This window comes from Pseudomonas sp. AO-1 (assembly GCF_019775695.1).
Lineage (GTDB): Bacteria > Pseudomonadota > Gammaproteobacteria > Pseudomonadales > Pseudomonadaceae > Aquipseudomonas > Aquipseudomonas parakoreensis.
This window is the reverse complement of record NZ_CP079947.1, coordinates 3,728,973-3,750,983: the sequence shown is the minus strand read 5'-3', so window position 1 is coordinate 3,750,983 and position 22,011 is coordinate 3,728,973. Positions and strand designations below refer to the sequence as shown.

21 protein-coding genes are annotated in these 22,011 nt (G+C 59.3%); 11 read left to right on the top strand and 10 right to left on the bottom strand.

What is annotated here, in order from left to right; genetic code table 11:
- Positions 1 to 10: 10 nt before the first annotated feature.
- Complete coding sequence (locus tag KVQ82_RS17215) at positions 11 to 1,045, bottom strand: alpha/beta fold hydrolase (RefSeq protein ID WP_222014737.1); 1,035 nt, start codon at positions 1,043 to 1,045, stop codon at positions 11 to 13.
- Between the two features lie 301 nt (positions 1,046 to 1,346).
- Between KVQ82_RS17215 and KVQ82_RS17210 the strand changes: the two genes are divergently transcribed.
- Complete coding sequence (locus KVQ82_RS17210; protein WP_222014735.1) at positions 1,347 to 1,760, top strand: cupin domain-containing protein; 414 nt, start codon at positions 1,347 to 1,349, stop codon at positions 1,758 to 1,760.
- Positions 1,761 to 1,766: 6 nt separating this feature from the next.
- Here the strand turns inward: KVQ82_RS17210 and KVQ82_RS17205 are convergent, their stop codons facing one another.
- Complete coding sequence (locus KVQ82_RS17205) at positions 1,767 to 2,756, bottom strand: AraC family transcriptional regulator (RefSeq protein WP_256198928.1); 990 nt, start codon at positions 2,754 to 2,756, stop codon at positions 1,767 to 1,769.
- A 120-nt stretch (positions 2,757 to 2,876) separates the two neighbouring features.
- On the bottom strand, positions 2,877 to 3,572 hold the full coding sequence (locus KVQ82_RS17200) for an SDR family NAD(P)-dependent oxidoreductase (RefSeq protein WP_222014733.1): 696 nt from the start codon (positions 3,570 to 3,572) through the stop codon (positions 2,877 to 2,879).
- 403 nt (positions 3,573 to 3,975) lie between these two features.
- Here KVQ82_RS17200 and KVQ82_RS17195 point away from each other — a divergent pair, with 403 nt between their 5' ends.
- Positions 3,976 to 5,481, top strand: coding sequence for a sensor domain-containing diguanylate cyclase (locus KVQ82_RS17195; protein ID WP_222014731.1), 1,506 nt, complete (start codon positions 3,976 to 3,978; stop codon positions 5,479 to 5,481).
- A gap of 24 nt (positions 5,482 to 5,505) precedes the next feature.
- On the opposite strand, the gene KVQ82_RS17190 is transcribed toward KVQ82_RS17195, so the two are convergent.
- On the bottom strand, positions 5,506 to 6,519 hold the full coding sequence (locus KVQ82_RS17190) for a zinc-dependent alcohol dehydrogenase family protein (RefSeq protein ID WP_222014730.1): 1,014 nt from the start codon (positions 6,517 to 6,519) through the stop codon (positions 5,506 to 5,508).
- A 176-nt stretch (positions 6,520 to 6,695) separates the two neighbouring features.
- Between KVQ82_RS17190 and KVQ82_RS17185 the strand changes: the two genes are divergently transcribed.
- Positions 6,696 to 9,071 carry a phosphoketolase gene (locus KVQ82_RS17185; RefSeq protein ID WP_222014727.1) on the top strand — a complete coding sequence of 792 codons (2,376 nt, stop codon included), beginning with the start codon at positions 6,696 to 6,698 and terminating at the stop codon, positions 9,069 to 9,071.
- A gap of 4 nt (positions 9,072 to 9,075) precedes the next feature.
- Here KVQ82_RS17185 and KVQ82_RS17180 read toward each other — a convergent pair whose 3' ends face one another.
- Together KVQ82_RS17180 and KVQ82_RS17175 are read right to left on the bottom strand one after the other, a co-directional pair.
- On the bottom strand, positions 9,076 to 9,501 hold the full coding sequence (locus KVQ82_RS17180; protein ID WP_041072585.1) for a potassium channel family protein: 426 nt from the start codon (positions 9,499 to 9,501) through the stop codon (positions 9,076 to 9,078).
- Between the two features lie 27 nt (positions 9,502 to 9,528).
- A complete protein-coding gene (locus tag KVQ82_RS17175; protein WP_108182556.1) occupies positions 9,529 to 10,176 on the bottom strand; it encodes a BON domain-containing protein in 648 nt (215 codons plus the stop codon).
- Positions 10,177 to 10,532: 356 nt separating this feature from the next.
- Between KVQ82_RS17175 and KVQ82_RS17170 the strand changes: the two genes are divergently transcribed.
- The 3 genes from KVQ82_RS17170 to KVQ82_RS17160 all read left to right on the top strand — a co-directional run bounded on the left by KVQ82_RS17170 (position 10,533) and on the right by KVQ82_RS17160 (position 13,323).
- Positions 10,533 to 11,927, top strand: a complete 1,395-nt coding sequence (locus tag KVQ82_RS17170; RefSeq protein WP_222014725.1) for an MBL fold metallo-hydrolase RNA specificity domain-containing protein — start codon at positions 10,533 to 10,535, stop codon at positions 11,925 to 11,927.
- A 64-nt stretch (positions 11,928 to 11,991) separates the two neighbouring features.
- Positions 11,992 to 12,879 carry a universal stress protein gene (locus KVQ82_RS17165; RefSeq protein ID WP_145593478.1) on the top strand — a complete coding sequence of 296 codons (888 nt, stop codon included), beginning with the start codon at positions 11,992 to 11,994 and terminating at the stop codon, positions 12,877 to 12,879.
- A gap of 189 nt (positions 12,880 to 13,068) precedes the next feature.
- On the top strand, positions 13,069 to 13,323 hold the full coding sequence (locus KVQ82_RS17160) for an Lpp/OprI family alanine-zipper lipoprotein (RefSeq protein WP_047294075.1): 255 nt from the start codon (positions 13,069 to 13,071) through the stop codon (positions 13,321 to 13,323).
- Between the two features lie 95 nt (positions 13,324 to 13,418).
- Here the strand turns inward: KVQ82_RS17160 and KVQ82_RS17155 are convergent, their stop codons facing one another.
- Both KVQ82_RS17155 and KVQ82_RS17150 read right to left on the bottom strand, forming a co-directional pair.
- Positions 13,419 to 13,967 (bottom strand): Hsp20/alpha crystallin family protein, encoded by a 549-nt coding sequence (locus tag KVQ82_RS17155; protein WP_222014723.1) that lies wholly within the window; start codon positions 13,965 to 13,967, stop codon positions 13,419 to 13,421.
- A 372-nt stretch (positions 13,968 to 14,339) separates the two neighbouring features.
- On the bottom strand, positions 14,340 to 14,864 hold the full coding sequence (locus KVQ82_RS17150) for a GAF domain-containing protein (protein WP_222014721.1): 525 nt from the start codon (positions 14,862 to 14,864) through the stop codon (positions 14,340 to 14,342).
- 214 nt (positions 14,865 to 15,078) lie between these two features.
- Here KVQ82_RS17150 and KVQ82_RS17145 point away from each other — a divergent pair, with 214 nt between their 5' ends.
- Both KVQ82_RS17145 and KVQ82_RS17140 read left to right on the top strand, forming a co-directional pair.
- Positions 15,079 to 15,309: a hypothetical protein gene (locus tag KVQ82_RS17145; RefSeq protein WP_027613841.1), complete on the top strand. Its 231-nt coding sequence runs from the start codon at positions 15,079 to 15,081 to the stop codon at positions 15,307 to 15,309.
- A 171-nt stretch (positions 15,310 to 15,480) separates the two neighbouring features.
- The gene (locus tag KVQ82_RS17140; RefSeq protein WP_086791012.1) at positions 15,481 to 16,398 is read left to right on the top strand and encodes a LysR family transcriptional regulator; all 918 of its coding nucleotides are present in this window, start codon (positions 15,481 to 15,483) and stop codon (positions 16,396 to 16,398) included.
- Between the two features lie 90 nt (positions 16,399 to 16,488).
- Here KVQ82_RS17140 and KVQ82_RS17135 read toward each other — a convergent pair whose 3' ends face one another.
- Positions 16,489 to 16,992, bottom strand: coding sequence for a cupin domain-containing protein (locus tag KVQ82_RS17135; protein ID WP_174377038.1), 504 nt, complete (start codon positions 16,990 to 16,992; stop codon positions 16,489 to 16,491).
- 316 nt (positions 16,993 to 17,308) lie between these two features.
- Here KVQ82_RS17135 and KVQ82_RS17130 point away from each other — a divergent pair, with 316 nt between their 5' ends.
- Together KVQ82_RS17130 and KVQ82_RS17125 are read left to right on the top strand one after the other, a co-directional pair.
- Positions 17,309 to 18,073 carry a glucose 1-dehydrogenase gene (locus tag KVQ82_RS17130; protein ID WP_222014719.1) on the top strand — a complete coding sequence of 255 codons (765 nt, stop codon included), beginning with the start codon at positions 17,309 to 17,311 and terminating at the stop codon, positions 18,071 to 18,073.
- A 93-nt stretch (positions 18,074 to 18,166) separates the two neighbouring features.
- Positions 18,167 to 20,557 (top strand): membrane-bound PQQ-dependent dehydrogenase, glucose/quinate/shikimate family, encoded by a 2,391-nt coding sequence (locus KVQ82_RS17125; protein ID WP_222014717.1) that lies wholly within the window; start codon positions 18,167 to 18,169, stop codon positions 20,555 to 20,557.
- A 211-nt stretch (positions 20,558 to 20,768) separates the two neighbouring features.
- Here the strand turns inward: KVQ82_RS17125 and KVQ82_RS17120 are convergent, their stop codons facing one another.
- Positions 20,769 to 21,197 carry a hypothetical protein gene (locus tag KVQ82_RS17120; RefSeq protein ID WP_260687684.1) on the bottom strand — a complete coding sequence of 143 codons (429 nt, stop codon included), beginning with the start codon at positions 21,195 to 21,197 and terminating at the stop codon, positions 20,769 to 20,771.
- 474 nt (positions 21,198 to 21,671) lie between these two features.
- On the opposite strand from KVQ82_RS17120, the gene KVQ82_RS17115 reads away from it, so the two are divergent.
- Positions 21,672 to 21,983 carry a hypothetical protein gene (locus KVQ82_RS17115; RefSeq protein WP_222014715.1) on the top strand — a complete coding sequence of 104 codons (312 nt, stop codon included), beginning with the start codon at positions 21,672 to 21,674 and terminating at the stop codon, positions 21,981 to 21,983.
- The last annotated feature ends 28 nt before the right edge of the window (positions 21,984 to 22,011 follow it).

The following is a 22,011-nucleotide window of genomic DNA, read 5'->3' as shown; positions in this document are numbered from 1 at the left end:
GCCTTCGGCCTCAGAGGTGATCGGCGTCGATCACTGCTTGGGCGAACGCCTGCGGATCTTCCTGCGGCAGGTTGTGGCCGATGCCGCCGTTGATCAGGCGGAACTGGTACTTGCCGGTAAAACGCTTGGCGTAATCCTCGGGCGCCGGGTGCGGCGCGCCGTTGGCATCGCCCTCGAGGGTGATGGTTGGCACGCTGATCGACGGGGCGCTGGCGAGTTTCTGTTCCAGCGCCGCGTATTGCGCTTCGCCCTGCACCAGGCCCAGACGCCAGCGGTAGTTGAACACCGTGATCGCGACGTGATCGGGGTTCTCCAGCGCTTTGGCGCTGCGGTCGAACGTGGCGTCATCGAACGCCCACTTCGGTGAGGCGAGCTGCCAGATCAGTTTGGCGAAGTCGTGGGTGTTTTTCCGGTAGCCGTCACGGCCTCGTTCGGTGGCAAAGTAGAACTGATACCACCACTGCAATTCGGCCTTGGGCGGCAATGGATTCTGCCCGGCAGCCTGATTGCCGATCAGGTAGCCGCTGACCGAGACCAATGCCTTGACCCGCTCTGGCCACAACGCCGAAACGATGTCCGCCGAACGCGCGCCCCAGTCGTAACCACCGAGCACCGCTTGCTGGATATTCAGTGCATCCATGAAGTCGATCACGTCACTGGCCAGTGCCGCCGGTTGACCGTTGCGCAGTGTCTGGTCCGAGAGGAAATGCGTGTCGCCATAACCCCGCGCATACGGCATCAACACCCGATAACCCTTGGCGGCGAGCAATGGTGCGACCTCGTCATAACTGTGGATGTCGTACGGCCAGCCGTGCAGCAGAACCACCACCGGCCCCTGCGCCGGACCGGTTTCGGCGTAGGCCACATCCAGCAGGCCGGCCTGCACATGCTTGAGCGGGCCGAACGGCGAAGGTGCGGCATAGCTGACGCGGTGGTCGTCGGATGCCGGCTGCGCGGCGGCGGCCGTTGGCATTTGCGTCGCCGCCAGCGCGCCGAACAGCGTCACGGCGAGGATGTTCATACGGTTGAATGCTGCGTTTTTCATGCTGAAGTCTCCTTGGCAATCCTGTCGGGGGCAGGTGCGGGGTGATCCCTGCAAACCTTGCAGGCATTTGAACGCCGGGACGGATCTGGCCCATGTCGAAAAAGCGCGGTGATTCAAGTTCATGTATCGCCGGGGCGTCTGTACACACTGAGATACATAGCCGGTGTGCTTTGTATGGCCGTGTATTCAGCGGTGCGCACGATACATGGCGAGACCAAACCCGGGTTTTTCGACACATCGGCGCTACATCCGGCGGTCACAGTGCAGGCCTTCACACCACCACTGTCGAGAGGGCAACTGCATGCAACGCACACTGATTCTGGCTACTGTGGCCGCACTGGTTTCATTCACCGGCCTGGCGCAGGCGGCAGACGCTCAGGCCATGAGCTGGCAACAGGGCCTGAGCCGTACCGAGCTGATGCGTCAGGACCTGGGTGACGCGGATCGCGAAGTGATCCAGGCGCGTATCGACTTCGACCCGGGCGTGACGGCGCCGCGGCATGCGCATCCGGGTGTCGAGGTGGCGCATGTGCTCAGCGGCACGCTGGAGTATCAACTGGAGGGGCGCGCGGCGGTCACGCTAAAGGCCGGCGACTCACTGTTCATCCCGGCAGGCGTGGCCCATGTGGCGAGGAACGTCGGTCAGGACCAAGGCGTTGAACTGGCGACCTATGTGGTGAAAAAGGGCCAGCCGCTGTTGGAGCTGAAACCGTGATCGGGCTTATCTGGCGCGCAGCAACTTGCGGTAATCCACCGGCGAAATCCCGCGAGCCTGACGGAAGGAATGGCTGAAAGAACTGGCCTGCGAGTAACCCAGCATCAGGGCGATGTTCATGATGCTGGTCTCGGTGCGGCGCAGGTAATGGTCGGCCAGTTCCATGCGCATGGTTTCCAGCACCTGATTGAAGTTTTCCCCTTCCGCCGCCAGTTTGCGTTGCAAGGTGCGCGGCGAAATCGCCAGCTGCCGGGCCAGGCTTTTCAAGCTGAAATCGCCGGTCGGCAACTGTTCGGTGAGCAAGGCACGCAAGCGGTCGGTCACGGAAAATGCCGGGTACGACAGACACAGCTGCCAGTCGGCCTCCAGCAGCATGCTGCGATGCATGCGCGGGTCGGCGCCCTGGATGCGTGACGAGAGGGTCGACTCGGCGAACACCAGCGCATTGCTCCCGGCTTCGAACTGCACCGGACAACCAAAAAACGCTTCGTAGAGTGCCGGCTCGCCGAGCGCCGGGTGCCTCATTCTGACCTCCAGCATCGGCGAGTTGCTGGCGATCAACCAGCGGCCGAACGCCGCCCAGCCGGCCATTAACGTTTCCTGATGCAGGGCGCAGTAAGGCTCCAGTTCATTGATGCGCTGATCTTCGAGGGTCACGCGGCCGTCGCCGATGACGATCCGGGTCTGGCTGGACGGGCTGTCGTAAACGATCTTGCCGAACCGCAGAATCATGTTCAGCGACTCGCCGAGCGTCGCACTGGTCATCAGCACGTAACCCAATACACCGTAGGTGCCGGGGCGCACGGCGGCGCCGACCAGCAGACCGAAATGCGGCAGGTTGCTGCTGCGCGCCGCCAGTTCCAGCAAGGTCCGCAGTTGGCGCATGGGAATGCGCACAATCGAATCGGACAACTGCTCGCGTGAGAGTCCGGTCTGCTGCAACAGCCAGTCGCCATCGCAGCCGTGTTGCTCGGCGACATCAAGGACGTGGTTCACGAAAGCAGCGCTGGAAGTGGCGGGTCGCATGGGGGGAGGGGAAGTCCGGTCATCCGGTGATCTTGCTTTTCCGAAAGGTGAAGAAAGCGACGTCGCCAAGGCGCGCGGCGTCAGTAGACCCTACATGCGCCCGATCACCGGAATGCCGGTGCCGGTGACCGCAGACGCCTGTTCCGAAATCAGAAACAGAATGACCGCCGCCAGCTGCGCGGGTGTCACCCAGCGCTGGTGCTCGGCGTCGGGCATGGCCTCACGGTTTTGCGGGGTGTCGAGCACGCTCGGTAGCACGGCATTGACCGTGATGCTCATGTCCTTGAGCTCTTCGGCGAGGCTTTCGGTCAGGCGCAGTACGCTGGATTTCGACGCAGCGTAAGCACCCATCCCCAGTCCGGCCTTGGCCGCCATGCTCGCGCCGATGTTGACGATGCGCCCCGCCGAGGATTGCAGCAGCAACGGCAGCAGGGCTTTGCTGGCATTCAAGGCAGTTCGCAGGTTCAGCGAGTAGAGCCGATCCCACGCCTCTATCGCACCACCGAGCAATGGCTCCCACGCGTAACCGCCAGCGCCGTTTACCAATGCATCGAGGCGCCCGAAGTAGCGATTGATCTGGTGGGCGACTTCCTGGCAATCGGCAAAGGAAGTCAGGTCGATGCCGGACAGGACCAGTCGGTTATGGGAACTGGGCAGCGTAATCGTCGCCTGATCGATCAGCACCAGATCCGCGCCCCGGGCGGCGGCCATGTCCGCCAGGGTCTCGCCGAGATTCCCCAGGGCGCCGGTAATCGCCACAACGCGCCGTGAGAGTGACTGAGTCATCAAGAGTCCTTTCCTTTTTAAGGGCGCATACTCTAATGATATCGGTCGCCCGTAGCATGCTTTTGGATGTCAACTTGTTGTGCAAAAGTGCCAATTTTTTTTGCTCGGCGAATCTTCGGGCAAGGGTCGTGAAACAGGCGTCAGAAAGTTGGCTTCTGCCGCTCTTCAGCCGTCCCAGTCCTGAAAGCCTGGCGATGGTTTGGTCTGGCATGCTTGTCATCGTTTCCCCAGGCGCGATGGCTTTTCTGAAGTCTGGCTGCGTGTTTTTTACGCCACCTATTCTGTTGCTGCAGCAAGCCCGTGCGACTTGTATCCTTGCCCGCGACAAGGACAAGCGGCTGTAGTCCTCGAGTCGGTCGACCCGCCGCAGGAACGGAAACCGGATTTTCCCAAAGGTAGTGATGTGAAGCGTGATACCCGCCTGGTAGTGCTGTTGTTGTTGGTCATCGGCTGTTCCCTCGCGTCGCTGACGGTATGGAAAGTGTTGGCCTCTCGCGAGCGTGCGCTGGAGGAAGTCAACGTTCATGGCTTGAACCTGACCCAGGCGCTGGCGACGTATTCCGAAGGGATCGTGCGCCAGAGTTCGTTGCTGCTGCTCGGACTCGTTGAACGTCTGGAAACCGAAGGCAGTGGCCCCGCGCAGATCCAGCGTCTGAGCGCACTGGTCAACCGTCAGGAACCGCTGATGCCACAGCTCAGCGGCATCACTATCTACGACAATCAGGGCCGCTGGCTGATGTCATCCAACCGACCGATTCCGGCCGGGGCCAACAGCCGTGATCGCGCCTACTTCATCCATCATCGCGACGATCCGAGCCGCGAGACCTTTATCGGTCCGCCGATCCAGAGCCGCTCCAATCAGGAGTGGGTGATTACCGTCAGCCGCCGTTTCAACGATGCGCACGGCGAGTTTGCCGGGGTGGTGGCGGTGACGCTGGGGGTCGAAAACTTTCTGCGCCTGTTCGGCAAGATCGATGTGGGGCAGGAGGGCGCCATTGGCTTGTCTTATACCGACGGTACGTTGCTGGTGCGCTATCCCTTCCGCGAGCAGGACATGGGGCGCAACTTTTCCAAGTCGCCGATTTATGCGAAGTATCTGGTCGATCGATCCGTCGGCACCGCGTCGTTTACCTCCAGCCTGGATGGCGTCGAGCGGCTTTACGCCTTCCGCAAGAGCGACCGGCTGCCGCTGATTACCACCGTCGCTCTCGGCAAGCGCGAGGCGCTCGCGGCGTGGCGTATGGAAGCCTGGCTGTCGGCTGTGGTGGTCACGGGATTGCTGGGGCTTACCGGGCTGATCGGCTGGTGCCTGATGCTGGATATCCGCCGGCGTACCAAGGCTGAAGATCAATTGTGTGGCACGCAGCAGCAGTTGCTCTCATCCAATCGCCAGCTTGAGTTGCTGGCGATGAAGGATGCCCTGACCGGTCTGGCCAACCGGCGCTGCTTCGATGAGAGCCTCGCCATGGAAGCCCGGCGCGCGCAACGTGACGGCACGACGCTGGCGTTGCTGATGATCGATATCGATTACTTCAAGCTGTTCAACGATTCATTCGGGCATGTCGCCGGCGATGCTTGCCTGCAGAAGGTCGGCAGAATCCTGGAGGGTTGCGTACGGCGGCCGTCGGATCTGCTGGCGCGGTATGGCGGAGAAGAAATGGCGGTGATCATGCCGGACACCGACCGTGCCGGTGCGACGGTCGTCGCACAATTGATCCTTGATCGTCTGGCGCAAGCGCATATTGCGCACGCCTCCAGCCCAGTCGGGCGTGTGACCGTGAGCATCGGGATTGCGGCGGCGTCGGGGGCACGACTGGATCACGTGCCAGATTTGATCGAGGTGGCCGACCAGGCGCTGTATAACGCCAAGACGTCGGGACGTAACCGGTTTGTACCGGCCGAGTGGTGACGGGGGCGAACAGGACGTTGTCAATCAGTGGTGTCGGGCGTATCCCGCAGAGTCTTTGGGCGTCAGAACGATGGCGCCGTTGAAGTGCCCGCTGCGCAGACACGTCAGCGCCTGATTGGCGTCCTCCAGGGCAAATCGGGTGACGTCGCAATGCACGGGTGTGTGCTGCAGCTGCGCAAAAAACGCGGTGCCGTCTTCACGGGTCAGGTTGGCCACGGAGCGTACGCTGCGTTCGCCCCACAGCAAACGATAGGGAAAGGCGGGGATATCGCTCATGTGGATGCCGGCGCAAATCACGCAGCCGCCCTTGACGGTGGCGGACAGCGCCAGTGGCACCAGCGCCCCGACGGGCGCAAAGATCAGGCTGGCGTCCAGCGCATGGGGCGGTGGCTGATCCGAAGGGCCAGCCCATTCGGCGCCGAGGGTGCGTGCATAGGCCTGGCCTTCGTGGTCATCCGCTCGGGTAAAGGCGTAGACCTGTTGCCCGCGACCGCGGGCAATCTGAATTGCCAGATGTGCCGCCGCGCCAAATCCGTACAGCCCCAGGTGTTGCGCGCCCTGAGCCATTTGCAAGGCGCGAAAGCCGATCAGGCCGGCGCACAACAACGGCGCCGCTTGAATGTCGCTCAACGTGTCCGGGATTGCAAAGCAGAAGCGCTGATCGGCGACGGTGTATTCGGCATAGCCGCCATCCAGCTGACAACCGGTGAACTGCGCCTGATCGCAGAGGTTCTCCCGACCCGAGCGGCAGAAGACGCATTCGCCGCAGGTCCAGCCCAGCCACGGCACGCCAACCCGCCGGCCAATCCATTCAGCGGCCACATCGGCGCCTGCGGCGATGACTTCTCCGACGATTTCATGCCCCGGCACGCGGGGCAGAACCGCTTGTGGCAACTCGCCGTCGAACAGGTGCAGATCGGTACGACACACCCCGCAAGCCAGTACCCTGAGCAACAGTTGCTGCGCGCTGGGCGTGGGGATCGGCCGTTCTTCGCATTGCAGCGGTTGCCCGGGTGAATACAGGACCATGGCACGCACGATGATTCTCCTCGCGTTGCAAGAAAGCGCTGAGTTGCGCTCCCTCCTGCAGCGTCTGTTTCCCATAGAACCGGAGCACTGATGACGGCGCTTGATTTAAATCAAGTCTTGCAGGTTTCAGGCTTTCAGAATCGACGGACGAATCTTTGTTCAGCGAACCCGGGGCGGTAAACCTCATGAGCGATTTCCTCAATGCGCAACAACTGGAAGGCCTGGACGCTTACTGGCGCGCTGCCAATTACCTGGCTGTCGGGCAGATTTACCTCAAGGACAACCCGCTGCTCAAGGAGCCGTTGCGCCGGGCTCATATCAAACCGCGTTTGCTGGGGCATTGGGGCACGACGCCGGGGCTTAACCTGATCTACACCCACCTCAACCGGCTGATCAAACAGTACGACCTCAACATGCTTTTTGTGACCGGCCCCGGTCATGGCGGGCCGGCGATCGTGGCGCAGACCTATCTGGAAGGCACCTATACCGAGTGTTATCCGGCGGTGGAGCGCAATACCAACGGTCTGCTGCGCCTGTTTCGGCAGTTTTCCTGGCCTTACGGAATTTCAAGTCATGTGTCGGCCCAGATTCCAGGGTCGATTCACGAGGGCGGGGAGTTGGGGTACAGCCTCGCGCATGCCTATGGGGCCGCGTTCGATAACCCTGACCTGATTGTCGCCTGCGTGATCGGCGACGGTGAGGCGGAGACCGGCACGCTGGCGGCCAGCTGGCACTCGAACAAATTCCTCAATCCTGTGCGTGACGGGGCGGTGCTGCCGATCCTGCACCTCAACGGCTACAAGATTGCCAACCCGACGTTGCTGTCCAGAATCAGCGAGGATGAACTTTCGGCGCTGATGTACGGCTATGGCTACGATCCCTTTTTCGTCGAGGGCGACGATCCGGTGCAAGTGCATCAGGCATTGGCGCAGACACTCAACACCATCGTGCTGAAGATTCGCCAGATTCAGCTCGAAGCGCGGCAACGGCCGCCGTCCAGGGCAGTGTCACGGCCGCTCTGGCCGATGCTGGTGTTACGTACGCCCAAGGGTTGGACCGGCCCCGGATTTGTCGACGGCCATCGGGTTGAAGGCACGTGGCGCGCGCATCAGGTGCCGCTGGCCGACTTCACCCAGCCGCTCCATTTGCAACAACTGGAAGAGTGGCTGAGCCGTTATCGTCCCGAGGAATTGTTCGATGCCCAAGGTGCCTTGATGCCGGAAATCGCCGCGCTGGCGCCCACCGGACATCGGCGCATGAGTGCCAATCTCCACGCCAATGGCGGTGTGATGCTGCGTGCGCTGGACCTGCCGGGTTTTGCCGATTACGCCGTGAGCGTGGTTGGGCCGGGGACTTTGCGCGCCGAAGCCACCCGAGTGCTGGGAGAATTCCTGCGTGATGTGATGAAAAACAGCCTGGCCAGCCGCAACTTTCGGCTGTTTGGCCCTGACGAAACCGCTTCCAATCGCCTTGATGCGGTGTATGAGGTCAGCGCCAAGACCTGGATCGATCCGCTGGAACCTGACGACCTGAACCTGTCGGCGGACGGCCGGGTGATGGAAATTCTCAGCGAGCAGGTGTGCGAGGGCTGGCTGGAAGGCTATCTGCTGACGGGTCGGCATGGATGGCTGTCGTGCTATGAGGCGTTTATCCATATCGTCGACTCGATGGTCAATCAGCATGCCAAATGGCTGAAGACAGCCGCCGAAGTGCCGTGGCGCAAACCTGTGGCATCGCTGAACCTGCTGTTGACCTCCCACGTCTGGCGTCAGGACCACAATGGCTTCTCGCATCAGGATCCGGGATTCATCGACATGCTGGCGAACAAGAAGCCGGACGTGGCGCGCATCTACTTGCCGCCCGATGCCAACTGCCTGTTATCGGTCGCCGACCACTGCCTGCGCAGCCGTAATTACATCAACGTCATCGTCGCCGGCAAGCAACCGGAATGGCAGTGGCTGAGCATCGACGCGGCACAGCAACACTGCCAGGCAGGTGGCGGCCGGTGGGCGTGGGCCAGTCACGATGATCAGGATCCGGACGTCGTCATGGCCTGCGCCGGCGATGTGCCGACGCTGGAAACCCTGGCCGCCTTGACCCTGTTGCGCGACTACGTGCCGGACTTGCGCGTCAGGGTGGTCAATATCGTCGACCTGATGCTGCTGCAGCCGTCCAGTCAGCACCCTCATGGCTGGTCGGATAGCGCTTTCAATGCGCTGTTCACCGTCGACAGACCGGTGATTTTTGCCTTTCACGGGTATCCGGCGCTGATCCATCGGCTGGTCTACAAACGCGCCAATCATGCCAACTTTCACGTACGAGGTTTCAAAGAGGAGGGCGCGACCACTACGCCGTTCGACATGGCCGTGATCAACGATCTTGATCGCTACCGACTGGCGCTGGACGTGATCGAGCGGGTGCCACGCCTGCAGGATCTCGTAAACGTTGCGCGGGAGCGTTACTGGGCCGTCATGGAGCAACACAAGCTGTACCTCATCGAGCACGGCGAAGACCTTCCCGAAGTGCGCAACTGGCAATGGACACCTCGCCAGACGCCATGAGCGGCTATTTGTGCTTCCAGTATTTCTGCATTTCCAGAAACAGAAACGACGCGGTCCAGGTTATGAGGACAAGGCCGGTCAAGGCCTCAAGCCCGGTCAGGTACTTGAGGTGGCCGACCGGCGAAATATCGCCGAAACCGATGGTCGTGTACGTCGTGAAGGAGAAGTACACGCAATCCATCAAAGAGCCGTCGAAGTTGCCGGTCAGCTGTCCCCATTCGCCCGCGCGGGACATCAGGAAATAAACCACGGCGAACGCCCAGACCTCGATGGCATGGGCCAGCAGACTGCCCAACACCCCGACAACGATTCTGAACCGGCTCCAGATTTTCAGGCGCGGCATCCAGTCATTCAGGCGCAGCAGGCACTCATAGTGGATCACTACCGCGATGATCACGACTAGGCTGTTGATCAGCGTGACGGCAAGCATTGGCCTGGCTCCAGGAAGACGAGCGTGTCACGCCAGCAGGAGATGGTCTTCGACCCGGCCGACGCCGGGCACTGACCAGGCCGCGCGCTCGGCAATCTGGCGTTCGCGCCACAGGTGAACCCGGCCTTCGAGCCGCACCACATCGCCTTCGACTTTGACGTGAATGTCTTGGGCATCGACTTCGGCGTTACGTTTGAGCGCGGCCTCGATGCGTTGCTGAATATCGAAGACATCCAGCCGTGGACGCAGGGTGATGCAATTGCTCACGCCGGTCACACCGGACAGCTTGCGTACCGAACGCTCGACGGTTTCCTTCTGATACTGCCAGTCGACTTCACCTTCCAGGGTGATGCGTCCGCTCTGCACGATGACCTTGACGTCACCTTCGGGAATGTCGCAGCTCCAGTGGATTATCTTCAGCGCCCGGGCAGCGATGGTGTCGTCCGCGGTGCCGGCATTCCTGTCCAGTCGTACCTGGAGTTCTTCAGCCACTGCGCGCACGCCTTTCATGCGTTTCACCGCGCGCTCGGCACTGACCTTCTGGGCATAGCTTTTGACATGCCCGCTGAGGGTGACCACACCGTCCTCCACCGTGACGCCGATGTTGGCGGCATCGATTTCCGGCTGGAACTCGAGTTCTTCGAGAATATTTTTGCGCAGGTTCAAGTCGCTCATGACGGTGTCCTCTTTCGGGTAGGTGTCGATCGGTCAAACGCGCCTGTTGTTGTTTTTCTACACCGCGGTGACGCGCGCGCATTGAGGTATATCAACAATGCCGGCCTCGCCCTCGCATTGGCTGATGGCGTCTGCAAGTCGGTGATTGTTTGACAAAGATCAGAGTGGTGACCGGATAACGCCAGATACTCGAATCATGACCTTTGCCGTCGTGAGCAATCGAGGGAACAACCATGAACAAGCGCTTGCCGATTGTGGTGCTGAGTGCGTTGTAGCTGGCAACAATCCCGAAACAGCCATGAATCGGCGTGATGGCTGAAAGTGTCGGCGTTCTCATCCACATTCAGGAGACGGCCATGCGAATCACTTTTCTGGGGGCGGCAGGCACCGTCACCGGCAGCAAATACCTGTTGGATCACCGCGACCGGCATGTGCTGGTCGACTGTGGGCTGTTTCAGGGTTACAAGCAATTGCGCCTGCACAACTGGGATCCTTTCCAGCTGCCCGTGCGGGATCTCGACGCGATCGTGCTGACTCACGCTCATCTGGATCACAGCGGCTACCTGCCGGTGCTGGTGCGCAACGGCTACCGTGGCCCGATCTATGCCACCGCAGCAACCTGTGAACTGGTGAAAATCCTGTTGCTCGACAGTGGGCGCCTGCAGGAAGAAGAAGCCGGGTTCGCCAACCGCCATGGTTTTTCCAGACATGCACCGGCGTTGCCGCTGTACACCGAACAGGACGCCGAGCAGGCATTGAAACTGTTGCAGCCGGTGGAGCTGCATCATCGGGTCGAGATTGTTCCCGGCCTGACCATCCTGCTGCGCGGTGCCGGACACATTCTGGGCGCGGCCACGGTCGAGGTGGTTGCCGACGGTGTCACGCTGGTCTGTTCCGGCGATCTGGGGCGGCCCAACGATCCGTTGATGTTTGCCCCCGAAACCATCGAGCAAACAGATTACCTGTTAATCGAGTCGACCTATGGTGACCGCCAGCACCCTGCCGACGACCCCGAGCAACAACTGACCGACGTGATCAACCGCACGGCGTTGCGCCACGGCATTACCCTGGTACCGTCATTTGCGGTCGGTCGGGCGCAACTGCTGATGTATCACTTGTATCGCCTGAAGCAGAAACACGCGATTCCGGATCTGCCGATCTACCTCAACAGCCCGATGGCGACGGATGTCACGCGTCTGTATCAGCGTTTTCGCAGTGAACACCGGTTGTCGCTGCAAGAATGCGAGGGCATGTGCCAAGGCACGCGTTTCATACGTTCGACCCAGGAGTCGATCGATCTCGATCATCAGCGCATTCCGGCCGTGATCATCGCCGCCAGCGGCATGGCTACCGGCGGACGGGTGCTGCACCACCTCAAGGCATTGGCGCCGAGCCCGGCCAACTCGCTGCTGATGCCCGGTTTCCAGGCCGGCGGCACGCGGGGCGCACAGATCGTTGCCGGTGCGCCGTCAGTGCGCATCCACGGTCAGGAGGTGCCGATCCGCGCCGAAGTGGTACCGATGCAGACCCTGTCCGCGCATGCCGATGCCGATGAAATCATCCAGTGGCTGCGCGGTTTCAAACGTGCACCGAAACACACGTACGTGGTGCATGGCGAACCCAACGCCTCGGACGTTTTGCGGCGGCGTATCAGCCTGGAACTGGGCTGGTCGGTGTCAGTGCCGGAGTACCGGGACAGCGCCGAACTGGGTGCCGCTGCCGATGTGCCTCCAGCCGAACGGCAGGAGTGACCGTTTCAAATCCGCTGTTGACGATATTGACCGTTCCGCACGGTTCATCCGATGGAGACCAATCATGAGCCAATATCAAAGTCTGTTGCTGGTGATCAATCCGGCTCTGCGCCGCTCTCCGGCGATCAGCCATGCGGCTGCGCTGGCCAAGGCCAGCGGGGCGACCTTGCATATCGTGGCGCTGGTCAAGTCATTGGACATTCTCTGGTTGCTTGAAGAAGGCGATCGGGAAAAAGCCCGGGCGAACTATTTGCAGGATCACCGCGACTGGCTCAAATATCAGGCCGGCAACCTGCGCGACAGAGGCATTGACGTGACAGTCGAAGTCGCCTGGTCGGATGACATGAAGCAAGAGATCCTCGACCTCGTCACCGAGATGATGCCCGACCTGCTGATCAAGCAAGTGCAGCATGAGTCGTTGCTCAAACGCGCCTTCTTCACCCCGCTGGACTGGCACCTGCTGCGTCATTGCCCGGTCCCGGTCTATCTGCTGGGCGGGGCAGGCCAGGCATTGCCACGCAAGATCGTGGCAGCGGTCGACGCCTCTGCAAGCGACCCAGTCAACGACCAATTGAACAAGCGCATCATCGATCAGGCCACGGCCATGGCGATCCAGTGTGACGCCGAGTTGCATCTGTTGTACGCCTACGACATTTCGCAGGAGTACCTGGAGGAACTGGGCGAAGGCTTGACGGTTTCAGAGCTGACCAAGGAGCTGCGCAGAGAGTTCGAGAGCGCGTATATCGACCTGGCCAATCGTTATGGAGTACCCGCCGAGCGCCGGCATTTCGTGGTCGGCCATCCGGTTGCGGCACTCAGTGAGTTCGCCGATGCACAACATGTGGATGTGATCGTCATGGGCCGGGTGCAATACCATGGGCTGGACAAGCTGCTGGGCAGCACCACCGAACATATTCTTTATCAGGTGCCGTGCAATCTGTTGGCGGTCTGACAGCGACGTCTGCCTGCGACAAATGCCGTGATGGGTTTATTGCAGTGTCGACCGGTGATTAACACTGCCAACATCCAGTTGCCTGCCGGTTGGCCGTTCATTGACAAAAATCAGAGGCCGGCCGTGCTGACGCCAGATACTTCAGGGGTGCCGGATTTTTCCCGGCGCAATGACCCAAGGAGAGTCATCATGAACAAGCGTTTATCTGTGGTTCTGCTCAGCGTCCTTTTGGCGATGAGCGCGGGGTGCAGCAATAAAAAGGCGCAGGAAATGGACACGCGAATCGACGCCGCCCAGAGCACTGCAAACGCGGCACAATCCCGTGCCGACGCGGCTTATTCCAGGGCGGATCAGGCAGCCGCTGCAGCCAGTCAGGCACAACGTACGGCCGATGAGGCCAATGAACGCGCCAGCCGGATGCTGGAAAAGGCCAGCCGCAAATAGTGAGTCCGTGCGGCCAGCGTTTGCAGCAGTTGTGCAAGGGGCGGCGGTAAAAAAACCTTGCCGGTTTCCCGGCAAGGGGTATGACAGCGCGAAACTTACTCGCCCTTGATCGGTACGACTTTGTCCGCTTTCATGGCTTCAGGCTTTTTCGGCAACGAGATACTCAGCACACCTTTGCTGAAACTCGCGTCGATCTTCTCGGCGTCGACGCCTTTGGGCAGGTTGAAGACCCGCTCGAAGGAACCATAGTGACGCTCGCTCAGGTGGTAGCCCTTCCTTTTTTCTTCCTTGTCCTCTTTCTTTTCGCCCTTGATGATCAGGCTGCCGTTCGACAGTTTGATCTCGATGTTCTTGTGATCCATGCCGGGTAATTCGGCGGTGATCTCGTAGCTTTTGTCCTTTTCACTGATATCCACGGCCGGCATGCCGTGACCGATCAGTTCGCGCCGCCAGAGCGGTTCGACGTCGAACAGCCTACGACCAAAGGGTGAAAGCCCCGAACCGCGGTTGAAGTCTTCGAACAGGTGATCCACCTGCTGGCGCAGTTTTTCCAGAGGGCGCCACAAGTCTGCATTCAGCGGATGCTGAAGGGATTTGTCTTTGGTATCGGTAGTGACCGGCATTTTCTTCACGGAGTTGCTCATTTTGAATTCTCCTTTGCGAATGGACGGCGGCTCACGGACATCCGAACCGGAGCGCTCAGTGGTTGGCAGAGGTTTCGCCCTGCCACGTCAGCTTCAATGTCGGCGAGAACAGCGTGTCAGTGGTTGATAAAAGTCAATTACGGGGGGAACGGCGTTTCGCTCAGAAGCCAAATGGCAGCGTGCGGCCCAGCCCTATGCAAACGTCGGCCCGCTCTTGGGCGACGGACTGGTAGCTCCTGTTCTGGAACCAGGTTTTGCGCACCACGTCGATGTTTCCTGCGCGGTGTTGAAGGAGGGAGCGCCAATCTCACACGCCAGAAATGAATCAGCCCTGAATATTCAGGGCTGATTTTTTAGTTATTCGTTAACACTTCATCCGTTCTTGCTGTAGCCGCTGCCGACGTCCGTCAGATTCGAATAAAAGATGCAGCCGATCAGCCTCGCGAACAGGCCTAACGTATCCGCCAGATCCGGGTCGTCGAATATGACCGCCCTGGAGTCCAAGGCACACAGCGCACCCCACAGTTGTCCATCGGGAAGGAAAATGGGCGCGCCGGCGTAGCTTTCAATCAAATATTGCTTCACCACGGGACGCGTGGAAAACCTGCCATCGCGACTGATTTGTGGCACGAACAGCACTTGAGGGTCTCTGCGAAACTCACTGCACAGCGTGGTTTCCAGTTCCAGTGTGTCACCGGTGTTGATACCAAGCTCGATCGGATCGTACGCGGAACAGACGATCCATTCCGTGTCGGTGAATTTAGCGATCGCCGCGAAGCGCGTCCCGGTCATGCGTGTGACCAGTTGCAGAATATTGGTAGTGGCTTCAATTTCAGCGATAGAGGAACGTTCCTCTGCGCTTAGCAACGCTCTGTGAATGGTGTCACTGAGAGGCATGCAGTGTTCTCCGGTCATGATTGTTCGAGCTGGCAACGGCTAAACGCGTTTGAAACTTCGCGTTTGATTGCCGGCAAAACGGATTCGTTCACTTGAAGGATTCTGATGGCTACCATAATGAAGGATCGTTTGCGTGTCGCTTGAGGCGCCGTTTTCGGCGGCGTAGCCTTGAACACACATTTGTTCGATGTCGCATTGAAGGCAAGGTGAGAAAGTGGAAGGCGTAGTGTTGAGCGAAAAGATGCAGCGTGAAGCTGATCGGCTGCTGGCGCAGATTGTCCGGGCAGATTCGATGATCATTGCGGTGAAGGCGGGGGCGCGTGCGGATGGCTTCGTGCTTGGGCTGGAAACCAGTGAGGTTTTGCGTGCCGGCGATGCTGAAAAGTTGTACGTCATTTTTGAAGCGGCTTTGGTGGAGCGCCTGAAAACGCTTTCACGGTCTTGAGCGGCTTGTCAGGCTTCAACTGTATTTTGCAGGCAGGTCAAGACCGGTGAGCCAAGCACCGCTGTCTGTCGAATCCAGTTGATTAGTGTTTGCGGTTTGTCTTGGTTAGTATCAAGCACGAAGCCGCCGCACCGCGAATGATTCTCTCCCGTCACCCCATTGAGGCATCCAATGCAGGCCAGTCGTGCCAATCTTGCCGATTTCGTTTATTTCCTGGCCATTGCTCGCCACCAGAGTTTCAGTCGCGCCGGGAAGGAAGTCGGTATCAGTGCTTCGGCGTTGAGCCATGCGATCAAGGGGCTTGAGTCGCGGTTGGGGGTCCGTCTGCTGAACCGAACGACGCGCAGTGTCACCTTGACCGCTGCGGGCGAGGAGCTGCACAGCGTCATCAGCAAACCCATGGATGAAATCGGTTTGGCGACGGAAGCGCTTAATCGCTTTCGCGATGAACCGATCGGACGTATTCGTCTGAATACCTTAAGCGATGCTGCCGACTTGTTACTGGGGCCCGTATTGCCGGTGCTCAATGATCGGTATCCGGAAATCCAGGTCGATCTGACGGTCACCAATCTCATCGTCGATGTGATCGGCGGCGGCCATGATGCCGGGATCCGCTATGGCGGAACGGTACCGGAAGACATGATCGCTCAGCGCTTGTCACCGGATATCCGCTGGGTGGTCGCGGGTAGCGCGGACTATCTTGAACGCTTCGGCGTTCCCCAACATCCGAACGACTTGATGCACCACCGTTGCCTGCGGATTCGGCTGGGCAATGGCGCCATGTACGATTGGGAGTTCGAGAAAGAAGGACAGCAGCTCTCCATTGCTGTCCCGGGGTGCATCACCATCGATGAAACTCGCGTCGGACTTTCACTGGCTCGTCAAGGCGCGGGCCTCATGTACGCCCCTGAGCCGGCGATGATGCCGCTGCTCGAAAGTGGTGAGGTGATCAGGGTGCTCGACGACTGGTCCAGCACAGGTTCCGGGTTTCACATGTACTATCCCAGTCACCGTCAATTGCCGGTAGGGCTGCGTCTGTTGATTGACTTGATCCGTGAACTTCAGCCCATCGGCGATTACCAGGCGTAAGCCCGTGACGCGTTGCCTGCTTCCGGCCTGATACCCGCGAGGTGTCGCGGCGGGCATCGATGCGCCCACGCCTGAGCTCGGCGCAACGTTTCAGTGTTGTGTGCCAAGCAATGCCTGGTACTGCGCGTCGGTCACCGGTTCCAGCCACTCGACGTTCTTGCCGTCCCGAGCTTCCTGAATGGCAATGTGGGTCATGCCGTTCGTGGATGTGGCGCCGTGCCAGTGCTTCACGCCCGGTGGTGTCCAGACCACATCACCCGGTTTGATGACGATCTTCTCGCCCCCGGCTTGTTGTATCCAGCCTGTGCCTGAGGTGACCACCAGCGTCTGGCCCAGAGGATGGGTATGCCAGACCGAGCGTGCGCCGGGCTGAAACGTCACTGCGCCTGCCGAAACAGTCGAGGGTGCCCGCGCTGCAAACAGTGGATCGATGCGCGCGTTGCCAACGAAGTTGCCGGGCGCCCCGGTGATGGATGCTTGTTCGCCATTTCTGACCACGCTCATAGTCTCGTCGGCAGGCAGTTCGGCAGCATGGCTTGCGAACGCAGGCATCAAGGTCATTGCCAGCATGGGTAAGGCGACACGTGTTTTCATCGGCAGATTCCTGTTGATTGAAGAAATGCGCCTCCACGCTAGTGCACCAACTTCCGCGCGACTACCGGGAAAAACCTGCATGAAACGATGAGCAGCGCTCACTAATCGTCTGTTTCATCGCACTCGGTGTTTTGTCACGGCGATCTCGCCTTTCTTCACGATTGATGAGTATTGCTCATCGGAACATCCCACTCAGGGCCGGTATTCAGCTCTCCGAGCGTCGATTACCTTGGTTACATCAAACAATGTCTGCTCAGTGCGTTATGAGGCTATTGCTCATAAACATTCTGCGCAGCTGCAAAGTGAGGAACATTCGATGAGTTTTTCGTTCGAGAACAAGGTCGCCCTGGTGACCGGCGCGGCTTCCGGTATCGGTCTGGCCACCGCGCAGGCGTTCGCACGGGCCGGCGCTGCCGTAGCGTTGGCGGATATCGATGGCGGCGCTGCACAGGCAGCGGCGCAGGCCTTGATAGCTGCAGGACATCGCGCTATCGGCATTCGCTGCGACGTGGCGGACGTCGGTCAGGTTCAAGCCATGGTCAAGGAAACGGTCGCGACATTCGGTCGTCTGGACGCTGCGTTCAACAACGCCGGTATTCAGAACCTGTTAGCTGAGACAGCCGACGCCACGGTCGAGGATTACGATCGGGTCATGTCGGTCAATTTGCGCGGCGTCTGGGCGTGTATGAAATTCGAACTCGAACATATGCGCCGCCAGGGCGGCGGAACGATCGTCAACTGCTCGTCTTTGGGCGGTCTGATCGGAGGTGCCGAGCGGGGCAACTATCACGCGGCCAAGCACGGTGTCCTCGGCCTGACCAAAAGCGCAGCGCTGGAGTATGCCGCACGCAACATCCGCGTCAATGCGGTGTGCCCTGGCTTGATCTGGACGCCGATGGCCGAGCGGATGGTCGAAGCGGGGCAGGGTGAAGAGCTGGCAGGCATGACCAAGGCTATCCCCATGGGACGTCACGGCAAGCCGGAAGAAATCGCTGACGCTGTGCTTTGGCTGAGCAGCTCGACCTCAAGCTACGTCACGGGGCAGTCCATCTCGGTGGATGGTGGTTTTGTCATGCGCTGAGGCGCGTCCACCGAAGTATCGGTAGGTCGAAACATACGGCCTGACGATCGGCCAACCGCAGGCTCTGTCGGTAATCACTTAAAGGAGTAAGCCATGCCGCCATCGAACACTTCCCGGTTAACCGCCACGCTGCTGATTGTCCTTGGCTCCTTTATCTTGCTCATCGGACTTTCGCTGCTAGCGGGTGGTTTTTATCTCGTTGCGCTGGGCGGCTCGTGGTACTTCGCCCTGGCAGGTGCAGGATTGGCCATCAGTGGTGTGTTGATGTTGCGTCGACGTCGATCCGGAGCACTGGCGTACCTGCTGGTGTTCGCCGGCTCTGTCTGCTGGTCGGTTCTGGATGTGGGGTTGACGTTCTGGCCGCTGTTTTCGCGCCTCTTCGCGCTGGCTGTCATCAGCGTACCGGTGCTGGTGGCGATCCCGTATTTGCGCAGTCGCCAGCGTGGCACACTGGCGCGGCTGGCTTGCGTGGCGGCTGCGGGCATGGTCGTGGGGCTGTGCGCAACGCTCTACGCAGCCTTGCAACCGCAACCCATTCTGACCGCCGAGAGGATGCCGGCGCCTGTACCGGGGAAAGCGGTCGGCACAGTCGAACCCACGACCGACTGGCGTTATTTCGGTCATACACCTTCAGGAACACGACATGCCGTGAGCGATCAGATAACGCCGCAGAACGTGTCGAATCTGACGCTTGCCTGGACATATCGCACAGGTGAAATACCCAAAGGTGCGCAAGGGCATGTGGTGACCCCCCTTCACGTCAATGGCGTGCTCTACGGTTGTACGCAGTCGAGCCAGTTGTTCGCCCTGGACGCGGATACCGGCAAAGAGATTTGGCATCACGACCCCAAAACCCAGGCAAACAATGTTTACCCGCGTTGCCGAGGCGTGGGCTATTACGAAGAAGCCCACGAGCTGGCCGCCTCAAACAACGCTGTTGCAGCGCAGCCCTGTTTGCGGCGAATCATCGCGACCACGGTTGACGCACGGTTGATTGCAGTAGACGCGCAGACTGGCCAGGCGTGCAGCGATTTTGGTCAGCATGGCAGCGTAAGCCTGCGTATCGGCGTGGGCGATACAGATCAGGATTTGTACTTTCCGACGGCCGCACCGACGGTTGTGCGTGATCTGGTAGTGGTCGGTGGGCTGGTGTGGGACAACCAGAAAACAGGTGAACCGTCTGGCGTGGTCCGCGCCTTCAATGTGCGCTCGGGGGCATTGGTGTGGGCCTGGGATCTGGGCAATCCGGCGATTACCCGCGAGCCTCCCGAGGGGCAGACTTACACCGCAGGTACGCCGAATGTCTGGTCGACACCGGCCTTTGACGATGCGCTTGGACTCATCTACTTGCCCACCGGCAATGCCACTCCGGATTTTTGGGGCGGTCATCGCTCCGAGGCCGATGATCGCTACTCGTCTTCCGTCGTCGCACTCGACATCGCGACTGGCCTCGAGCGCTGGCGCTTCCAGACGGTTCACCACGATCTCTGGGATTACGATGTACCTTCGCAACCAGCGCTTTACGATGTTCCTGATGGCCATGGAGGAATGCTCCCGGCACTGATTCAGACCACCAAGCGTGGCCAGATCTTCATGCTTGACCGGCGTAACGGAAAGCCAATTGCGACAGTCGAAGAACACCCTGTTCCTCAAGGTGGTGTGGCGGATGAGCGAACTTCTGCGACTCAACCCTATTCGACCGGAATGCCCGCCATCGGCACTGAGCCGCTCAGCGAAAAGCGCATGTGGGGGCTTACGCCGCTGGACCAATTGATATGCCGGATCGACTTTCGCAAGGCTAGATATGAAGGTGAGTTCACGCCGCCGAGCGAGCACCTGACGCTCCAGTACCCAAGCTGGTTGGGCGGCATGAACTGGGGATCGGTGTCCATTGCGGAAAACCTCGGCTACATGATCGTCAATGATACCCGGGTAGCCATCTGGAACCGAATGATCCCCCGTGCCGCTTATGACGCGAAAATCCTTAGTGGCGGCGGCCATGAAGGGAACGCTCCGCAGGCGGGGACACCGTGGGGTATCGAGCAAGGCCGCTTCCTGTCGCCGTTGGGTATTCCGTGCCAGGAGCCGCCTTTCGGCACCATCAGTGCAATCGACCTGGCGACTCGAAAGGTGGCTTGGTCGATGCCCTTGGGGACCACCGAGCAAACGGGTCCGCTGGGCATTGCCACGCACTTGCCGATGCCGATTGGCATGCCCACTCGGGGCGGTCCGGTGACTACATCAAGCGGCCTGGTGTTCATGGCCGGCACTCAGGACTTTTACCTCCGTGCCCTTGATGTTCGCACCGGCAAAGAACTGTGGAAGGGCCGTCTGCCTGTCGGAGCCGAAGCGACTCCAATGACTTATGTTTCCCCATACACCGGCAGACAATTTTTGGTCATCAGTGCCGGCGGTAACTCGGCGACGACGCAAAAGGGGGACTATGTGATGGCCTTTGCGTTACCTGAGCACGGCGTGCAGTAACTCCGCATGCCTGCTTACGGAAAGCACAAGCACGACTCAATTGATGAAAGGCGCGCCACTGACTGGACAACGCCTGCGCGTGAGGGGATTGACAGATCTTCCGAACAGAAATGATTGATGCAGCCACCGGAAGTTGTGTCTGCTGCGTGGACTCACTGTGGTACGACACGGCGAAAAAAGCCCGCGAGAGAGGCGGGCTTCAAGGGGGGCTTCAGAGGCAGTCGGACTTGCCTATCTGAAAATTGACGATCGGTGAACTGGTTGAATCTTTGTAGAGGAGGTCAATGGAAAGACCCGATTTCACGAACTGTCCCAAACCTTTTTCATTACAGAATGCAGAAGCTGCAATCGCTCTTGCATCCTTGGTGAATTCATCAGAATCGATTTCGTCTTTGGTAACTTTTGTGAGTGTGTAAGAGATACGCATGACCTCATCGCTGTAGGTCACAGAATCGACGCGAGTTGAGTCATCAGATACTTTTCCGGACAGCGCACTCATGATGAGCGCGAGCCCTTTGAGTTGGCGCTCCCGCTCCTGCTTTTTCTCTTCCTGGGCAGATTTTGCGTGCCATACCTGTACCAGGATAAAGAGAAAAGTCATAGCCGAAAAAAATAGGATGATTCCGCGATTCTGTTTCAATTGAGAGTACCGTAGCAAAAGGCCATTATTCATTTGAACATGCCGATCGCGCCATCTCAAGTTGGAGAGGTTTCATCATTGATGAACCAAAAATCTCGACGGCATCGATCCGCCCCGCTGACTGTCTCTAGGCGTTGAAGAAATCGCACTCGGGTCAGTCGGGAGGGGAATGGCGCCGGACTATCCGTACGATTCGTCATGTGTCGGTGCGGTGCCTGCACGAGCGAACAACGAGTTGCATAATGCTTATCGTGCAGTTTGCTGGTCGGACGAACCGGCTATTTGGCGATTTGGGTAGGCTTATGGTCGTCTCAAACTTCAGAGCTGCAGAGAGACTGCGCTAGGTCAGTCGTGACAGGCAGGAAACGGCCAGAAGCGGACGTCCAAGGCTAACTTTTCTCAAGCCAAAGCGGTCATCATCATGTTCCAGTATTATTGCGCCGATGCTCGGACTGCTCATAGGTAGGTTGATGTATGGCCAGAAGCGTTAGGCTTCAACAGAAACTTCATTCAAAGTATCTCGTTGAGGTAGCGGGAGATGTGGTGCTTGATGACTGCCTTGTTGAAAAGCTATGGGCGTTCAACAGAGGTGACAGGTTTGAGTTGAATTCGCGCTCCTTCAGTTTTGGGCCTGTTCAAAAATACCGCTTGGAATACGTGATAACGAGAGGACCGATTTCTGGGCATTGGCTTTACAAAGAATTTGACCCAAAGGAACTGACATTATTTTTTACGGCTAAAGACTTTGCCGGCATCTGCCATGGCTGGACCTTGTTTGACGAGTGACCACTCAGCGTTAGCTTTCTAGGAGGCA

Coding starts and splice junctions, on each gene's coding strand:
- KVQ82_RS17215 (WP_222014737.1), bottom strand. CDS start 1,045: ATGAAAAACGCAGCATTCAACCGTATGAACATCCTCGCCGTGACGCTG.
- KVQ82_RS17210 (WP_222014735.1), top strand. CDS start 1,347: ATGCAACGCACACTGATTCTGGCTACTGTGGCCGCACTGGTTTCATTC.
- KVQ82_RS17200 (WP_222014733.1), bottom strand. CDS start 3,572: ATGACTCAGTCACTCTCACGGCGCGTTGTGGCGATTACCGGCGCCCTG.
- KVQ82_RS17185 (WP_222014727.1), top strand. CDS start 6,696: ATGAGCGATTTCCTCAATGCGCAACAACTGGAAGGCCTGGACGCTTAC.
- KVQ82_RS17180 (WP_041072585.1), bottom strand. CDS start 9,501: ATGCTTGCCGTCACGCTGATCAACAGCCTAGTCGTGATCATCGCGGTA.
- KVQ82_RS17175 (WP_108182556.1), bottom strand. CDS start 10,176: ATGAGCGACTTGAACCTGCGCAAAAATATTCTCGAAGAACTCGAGTTC.
- KVQ82_RS17170 (WP_222014725.1), top strand. CDS start 10,533: ATGCGAATCACTTTTCTGGGGGCGGCAGGCACCGTCACCGGCAGCAAA.
- KVQ82_RS17165 (WP_145593478.1), top strand. CDS start 11,992: ATGAGCCAATATCAAAGTCTGTTGCTGGTGATCAATCCGGCTCTGCGC.
- KVQ82_RS17160 (WP_047294075.1), top strand. CDS start 13,069: ATGAACAAGCGTTTATCTGTGGTTCTGCTCAGCGTCCTTTTGGCGATG.
- KVQ82_RS17155 (WP_222014723.1), bottom strand. CDS start 13,967: ATGAGCAACTCCGTGAAGAAAATGCCGGTCACTACCGATACCAAAGAC.
- KVQ82_RS17150 (WP_222014721.1), bottom strand. CDS start 14,864: ATGCCTCTCAGTGACACCATTCACAGAGCGTTGCTAAGCGCAGAGGAA.
- KVQ82_RS17140 (WP_086791012.1), top strand. CDS start 15,481: ATGCAGGCCAGTCGTGCCAATCTTGCCGATTTCGTTTATTTCCTGGCC.
- KVQ82_RS17135 (WP_174377038.1), bottom strand. CDS start 16,992: ATGAAAACACGTGTCGCCTTACCCATGCTGGCAATGACCTTGATGCCT.
- KVQ82_RS17130 (WP_222014719.1), top strand. CDS start 17,309: ATGAGTTTTTCGTTCGAGAACAAGGTCGCCCTGGTGACCGGCGCGGCT.
- KVQ82_RS17125 (WP_222014717.1), top strand. CDS start 18,167: ATGCCGCCATCGAACACTTCCCGGTTAACCGCCACGCTGCTGATTGTC.
- KVQ82_RS17115 (WP_222014715.1), top strand. CDS start 21,672: ATGGCCAGAAGCGTTAGGCTTCAACAGAAACTTCATTCAAAGTATCTC.